The organism is Peribacillus sp. P4_C12 (assembly GCF_056402095.1).
This window is the reverse complement of the sequence record NZ_JBFUIB010000183.1, coordinates 1-6,837: the sequence shown is the minus strand read 5'-3', so window position 1 is coordinate 6,837 and position 6,837 is coordinate 1. Positions and strand designations below refer to the sequence as shown.

The 6,837-nt window shown below is 39.8% G+C and carries 7 protein-coding genes; 6 read left to right on the top strand and 1 reads right to left on the bottom strand.

All coding sequences use genetic code 11. The annotated features are described in order from the left end of the window. From AC1DUW_RS17990 to AC1DUW_RS17975, 4 genes are all read left to right on the top strand, one after another. Positions 1–97, top strand: a 97-nt coding sequence (locus tag AC1DUW_RS17990; RefSeq protein WP_477643115.1) for a stage V sporulation protein S, incomplete at its 5' end; no start/stop codon positions are given. Positions 98–233: 136 nt separating this feature from the next. After that, the gene (locus AC1DUW_RS17985; protein ID WP_477643114.1) at positions 234–1,154 is read left to right on the top strand and encodes a dipeptidase; all 921 of its coding nucleotides are present in this window, start codon (positions 234–236) and stop codon (positions 1,152–1,154) included. Positions 1,155–1,374: 220 nt separating this feature from the next. After that, the gene (locus AC1DUW_RS17980) at positions 1,375–3,132 is read left to right on the top strand and encodes a 2-oxoacid:acceptor oxidoreductase subunit alpha (protein WP_056526902.1); all 1,758 of its coding nucleotides are present in this window, start codon (positions 1,375–1,377) and stop codon (positions 3,130–3,132) included. Then, positions 3,119–3,985, top strand: coding sequence for a 2-oxoacid:ferredoxin oxidoreductase subunit beta (locus tag AC1DUW_RS17975; RefSeq protein WP_053345397.1), 867 nt, complete (start codon positions 3,119–3,121; stop codon positions 3,983–3,985). The genes AC1DUW_RS17980 and AC1DUW_RS17975 overlap by 14 nt, the downstream gene beginning before the upstream one ends. A gap of 138 nt (positions 3,986–4,123) precedes the next feature. Here AC1DUW_RS17975 and AC1DUW_RS17970 read toward each other — a convergent pair whose 3' ends face one another. Further along, positions 4,124–4,324 carry a hypothetical protein gene (locus AC1DUW_RS17970; protein ID WP_477643113.1) on the bottom strand — a complete coding sequence of 67 codons (201 nt, stop codon included), beginning with the start codon at positions 4,322–4,324 and terminating at the stop codon, positions 4,124–4,126. A 299-nt stretch (positions 4,325–4,623) separates the two neighbouring features. On the opposite strand from AC1DUW_RS17970, the gene tdh reads away from it, so the two are divergent. After that, positions 4,624–5,664: an L-threonine 3-dehydrogenase gene (gene tdh, locus AC1DUW_RS17965; RefSeq protein ID WP_180320471.1), complete on the top strand. Its 1,041-nt coding sequence runs from the start codon at positions 4,624–4,626 to the stop codon at positions 5,662–5,664. Between the two features lie 389 nt (positions 5,665–6,053). Next, positions 6,054–6,837, top strand: a 784-nt coding sequence (locus AC1DUW_RS17960) for a radical SAM protein (RefSeq protein WP_477643112.1), incomplete at its 3' end; no start/stop codon positions are given.

Genomic DNA, 6,837 nt, shown 5'->3' with positions numbered 1-6,837 from the left:
TAGTGGAGTTGACTTGATTTGTATTCCTGCCTTTACAGATATACTTATTGATGGCGAAGAGAGAACGGCGATTAAGCTAATCATTGAACCAAGATAATTTCATATGTGGGTGCCCTGTTTGTCAGCTGGCGAGCAGGTTCTTTTTTGTACTAAAATTCAAATGACGAAAAACCTTAGCTATTTTATAATAGATCATATTAGCTATGAAAGTTAAGCAAGGGAGGAGGATTATTTTGGCGATTTTTGATGCGCATTGTGATGTGTTAATGAAGATGTTTATAGATCCAGATATTTCTTTTTTGGACAGTGATAAGTTACATATAACAAAACGGGGATTATTGGATGCAGGAGGAAAAGTCCAATGTTTTGCAATTTATATTCCAGAAAAGGTCCACCCAGATATGAGATTTCAGTCAGCCTTAGCGATGGTTGATATTTTTCATGAAAAGGTTTTATCAGAGCCGGAAATGAAATTTATACGGAGCAAGACTGACATCGATAATCTAAAGGAAAAAGAAATCGGTGCTATGCTGACATTGGAAGGCTGCGATTGTATTGGAAATGATTTATTAAAACTAAAAACACTTCTCCGTCTTGGTGTTTCTTCAGTAGGGCTAACATGGAATTATGCCAACCTTGTGGCTGATGGAGCATTAGAAACAAGAGGAAGTGGGTTGACAAGTTTTGGAACAGAAGTTGTGACCCTTTTAAACGAGCAATCGATTTGGTGTGATTTATCTCATTTATCTGAAGCTGGTTTTTGGGACACATTAAAAAGAGCGGATTTTCCAATTGCATCCCATTCAAATGCTAATAATTTATGTTCGCATCCGCGGAATTTAAAAGACAGCCAGATAAAAGCCCTTTTACAAAAAAATGGCGTGATAGGGGTAACCTTTGTTCCACAATTCCTATCCAGTGGTTATTCGGCTTCAATAAAAGATATCCTGAACCATATAGACCATATATGCAGTTTGGGCGGGGAAAAACAAATTGGCTTTGGGTCTGACTTCGATGGAATAGAACATATGGTAGACAAATTAGCATCCTTTAATGATTATCATAACTTAATCAATGACTTGAATAGGCTTTATTCTGCTGAGTTTGTAAAAGGACTCCTTTTTGAGAATTTCACTCGGAATTTTCCACGTTAAAAGGTGAAAAATTTAATTCTGACTATATAGATATGAATAAATATTCTGAAAATATAAAAAATGGAGGCAAAAAGGTTGCAATTTAATGATTTAACCGATAGAATTGAAAGCGTTTAGTACACCTTTCCTAAATAGAACGATTTATATACATAGTCTAATGTTCTGGCGAGAGGTGCGGTTAAATGCATTTATATACGAACGTTCTAAAGGAGTGTAAGACATGATCAATCAACTTTCATGGAAAGTTGGCGGACAACAAGGTGAAGGTATTGAAAGTACAGGAGAAATATTCTGTATTGCCCTCAATCGCTTAGGTTATTACTTGTATGGCTACCGTCATTTCTCATCCCGAATTAAGGGAGGACACACGAATAACAAAATTCGTGTAAGTACTACCGAAACTCGTGCTATCTCTGATGATTTAGACATCTTAGTTGCTTTTGACCAAGAAACAATTGACGTCAATTATAAAGAATTACATGAAGGTGGCATCATAATCGCTGATGCAAAATTCAAACCTGTCTGCCCAGAAGATACAAAGGCAGAATTATATATTGTTCCATTTACGGAAATCGCTGCAGAATTAGGTACATCATTAATGAAAAACATGGTGGCTATCGGTGCGACATGTGCTGTACTTGGTATGGAAATTTCCGTATTCAACGATGTTGTTGATGAAATCTTCGGTCGTAAAGGCGAAGAAATCGTTAAAAAGAATATGGATGCCATTACTGCTGGCTACAAAGCCATGGAAGTACTGCTTGGAGAAAAGCTTGGCGCAATGGAGCTAGAAAAAGCAGACGGACAGAAACGTTTATTCATGATCGGAAACGATGCTATCGCTCTAGGAGCTGTTGCAGGTGGATGTCGCTTCATGGCAGCATACCCAATTACTCCTGCCTCTGAAATTATGGAATATCTAATCAAAAAACTTCCACAATTGGGCGGTACTGTCATTCAGACAGAAGATGAAATAGCTGCAGCCACAATGGCAATCGGTGCAAACTACGGTGGTGTTCGTGCTATCACAGCTTCTGCTGGTCCAGGACTTTCCTTAAAAATGGAGGCAATTGGCTTAGCGGGTATTACCGAGACGCCTATTGTCATTGTTGATACACAACGTGGCGGTCCTTCTACTGGACTTCCTACGAAACAAGAGCAATCCGATTTAATGGCCATGATTTATGGTACACACGGTGAAATCCCAAAAATCGTCATGGCCCCAAGTACTGTTGAAGAAGCATTTTATGATACGGCAGAAGCGTTCAATCTCGCGGAGGAATATCAATGTCCGGTTATCATTTTATCCGACTTACAGCTATCGCTAGGTAAACAAACGGTTCAGCCGCTTGATTACAGCAAAGTAGAGATCAGACGCGGTAAATTGGTAGATTTTGAAATTGAAGAACCAGAAAATAAATCATACTTCAAGCGTTATAAAGTAACGGAAGACGGCGTTTCACCTCGTGTTGTTCCTGGTATGAAAAATGGAATTCACCATGTTACTGGTGTTGAACATGATGAGACAGGGAGACCTTCTGAGACGGCTGTGAATCGAAAAGCGCAGATGGATAAACGGATGCGTAAGCTGAATAATTTAGCTAACACTTTCCATACACCTGTATACAAAAACACACCGCATGAAGAAGCGGATTTACTAATTCTTGGTTTTAACTCTACTCGTGGTACGATTGATGAAGCAATTGGTAGACTAGAAACGGATGGGGTAAAAGTGAATCATGCGCAAATTCGTTTGATTCATCCGTTCCCAACCGATGAAGTTCTATCTTTAGTACAATCGGCTAAGAAAGTAGTAGTAATCGAAAATAATGCGACTGGACAATTGGCTAATATTATCAAGATGAATGTCGGACATGTTAATAAAATTAAAAGCATCCTAAAATATGATGGCAACCCATTCCTCCCGCATGAAATTCACACACAATGCAAGGAGATGTTCGAATATGGCAACGTTTAAAGAGTTTCGTAATGATGTTAAACCTAACTGGTGTCCTGGCTGTGGAGATTTCTCCGTTCAGGCTGCCATGCAGCGTGCGGCAGCCAATGTAGGATTGGAGCCGGAAAACTTAGCTGTTGTTTCTGGTATCGGCTGTTCAGGACGTATTTCCGGTTACATCAAGTCATATGGCTTCCACGGAATTCATGGCCGCTCGCTACCGATTGCCCAAGGTGTGAAAATGGCCAACCGTGAATTGACTGTAATAGCTTCAGGCGGAGACGGAGACGGTTTTGCAATTGGGATGGGACATACTATTCATGCAATCCGTCGTAATATTGATATTACGTATATTGTAATGGATAACCAAATTTATGGTTTGACAAAAGGCCAGACTTCTCCACGATCAGCTGTTGGATTTAAGACAAAATCCACTCCTGAAGGATCAATCGAGCAGGCTGTTTCACCAATGGAATTAGCTTTATCGGCGGGTGCTACATTTGTTGCACAAAGCTTTTCGACTGACTTAAAAGACTTGACTGCTATCATTGAAGCAGGGATTAATCATAAAGGGTTCTCCTTTATCAATGTTTTCTCTCCATGCGTAACATATAACAAGATTAATACGTACGATTGGTTCAAACAAAACTTAACAAAATTAAACACGATTGATGGATATGATTCTTCAAATAAAGAACAGGCCATGCAAACATTAATGAAGCATGACAGCCTTGTGACAGGGATTATTTATCAAGATTCTTCACGCCCTTCTTATCAGGAGTTAGTACCAGGATATGCAGAAAAAGCGTTAAATAAATCTGATCTAACTCTAGATCAAGCTCATTTTGATAAACTTGTTGCAGAATTTATGTAAAAGTGAAAAGGTTCACCCCTATAGATGGGGGTGAACCTTTTTTGTGAAAAATTAAGCGCTCCAGTAATTATGCCTCATGCTAGAACGCTTATTACTGGCTTAGCTTAACAATCGTTATGGCATCCGCCGAAGTTACGGTTAAAAACCGCAACCGCCACCGAAACCGCGACCGAAACCGCCGAAACCGCCGAAACCGAAGCAACAACGATTCCTTCTTCTACAACAACAACGGTCATTGTCGTGATGATGATGATGATGATGGTGACGATCGAAATCTCGGTCACGATCACGGTCACGATCACGGTCACGGTCACGATCGCGTCTATCACAGCGTCTCACTCGACGACAGAAATCGTCTTCATTCCTGTCATGGTGGTGACGATTATTATTTTCAGAACATGACATATAAGTCACTCCTTTAATTATTTTTGTTGTACGAGATATCTTATTCAAGAGCGGACAGGATGCTATGGGATCATGACCTTATTAGTGAAAATGTACGATAGCCCTAAGATTATGATTAGTCAATAAAGGTAAAATGGCCCGTACATTAGGAATACTGGTATTTTTTCAATCGGTTTTTCATACCTTTAATATATTCAGGAAAATGTAGCCCTATTACAGGGGGAGTGTATATGTTGAAAGGGAAAATGAAAGCAGTTGTCAAACATCACCGAGGATATGGGGCACAATTGCAAGCTGTCGACATTCCGGATATTCGTGAAGATGAGGTGTTAATTCGAGTCAAAATGGCCTCAATCTGTGGGACGGATATTCACATTTTCACCTGGGATAAATGGTCGCAGGGAAGAGTGAATCCACCATATGTATTTGGGCATGAATTTGCCGGAGAAGTGATTGAGGTAGGGGGGAAGGTGAGTAATGTTTCAGTTGGTGATTACGTTTCCGCCGAAACCCATATCGTGTGCGGTACATGCCGGCAATGTTTAACGGGACAGTTACACATTTGTAAAAATACAAACATTATTGGTCTCGATACACAAGGGTGCTTTGCTGAATATGTAGCTTTGCCAGCTAAGAATCTTTGGAAAAATCCGATTGACATGCCACTTGATATAGCTACGATCCAAGAACCGATGGGAAATGCAGTCCATTCTGTGCTTGCTGGTGAAGTGCTTGGTAAAACGGTGGCGATCATTGGCTGCGGACCAATTGGGCTTATGGCAGTGGCTGTAGCAAAGGCTGCAGGTGCAGATAAAGTTATCGCTCTTGATGTTAATGATTATCGACTTCAGCTGGCAAAAAAGATGGGGGCTACGCACACAATTCATTCAATCAAGCAAAATCCTCTGGAAATCACGGCAAGACTCACAGATATGGATGGGGTGGATGTGGTCTGCGAAATGAGCGGTAATCCTACGGCCATCGATCAAGGGTTTAAAATGGCTACAAATGGCGGGAGGATATCAATTTTGAGCCTGCCAGCTCAACCGGTCACGCTTAATATAACGGAGGATATTGTGTTCAAGGGTCTTACTGTCCAAGGAATAACAGGAAGAAAAGTGTTCTCAACCTGGCAGCAGGTTTCGAGCCTGCTAGGGAGTGGAAAAGTTGATGTCACACCGATGATTACACATCGTTTTTCGCTAAGTGACTTTGAAAAGGGTTTTGAACTGATGATAAAGGGACAGTGTGGTAAGGTACTCCTAATACCTTAGCCAACTTAAAAGGAGGAGAAATGAAGGGTTTTGAATATTTTAAAGAAGAAGTAGATGCTTTAAAAAAAGCCGGAAAGGAACTAGGAATTATTTAATTAACTATTAAGAAGAGGCTTAGTTCGTCACATGGAATGTGGTGAATTGAGCTTTTTTAGTACTTATTTTTACCGAGTTTGTGAAATTTTTCTTACAAATGTAGTAGGCACGACAGAATGATTGTTTCTTGCTGGTAAAAGCTTTATACTATGTTAATGTGGATATATCACACTTTAAAGCTAATATTTACTGGTAATTTTATAAGGAAAATACGTATAAAAATCTTTAGAACAAGACAGGTCTTGAAATAGTTAGGGAAACAAATAAACTAACTATTTTGAAAGGAGATTAACATGAACGAGAAACAACGATTAGAATCACAACAAGTACACGCTGAAAATCCAGCGGACAAAAAATCCGACAAGGACTACAGTAAGTACTTTCAGGCCGTTTATATTCCGCCGTCCTTAAAAGATGCGAAAAAACGAGGTAAAGAAGAAGTCGAATATCATGATGATTTTGCGATTCCAGAAGATTTCCGTGGAATGGGAGAAGGCAAAAAGTTCTACATTCGTACATACGGTTGTCAAATGAATGAACATGATACAGAAGTCATGGCTGGTATCTTCACGGCCCTAGGCTATCAACCGACAAACACGGTAGATGATGCTAACGTCATTTTACTTAACACTTGTGCGATTCGGGAAAATGCAGAGAATAAAGTGTTCGGGGAACTCGGCCATTTAAAATCATTAAAATTGGAACGACCTGATTTATTGCTTGGTGTTTGTGGTTGTATGTCTCAAGAAGAATCAGTTGTAAAAAGAATCCTTGAGAAACATCATTTTGTTGATATGATTTTCGGAACTCACAACATTCATCGTCTACCCCAAATTCTAAATGAAGCGTATCTTTCAAAGGAAATGGTCATTGAGGTTTGGTCTAAAGAAGGCGATGTAATTGAGAACCTTCCGAAAGTGCGTAAAGGCAAAACGAAAGCATGGGTAAATATCATGTATGGCTGCGATAAATTTTGTACTTACTGCATCGTGCCTTTCACAAGGGGAAAAGAAAGAAGCCGCCGTCCGGAAGATATCATTCAGGAAGTTCGTCATTTAGCGGCACAAGGATATAAAG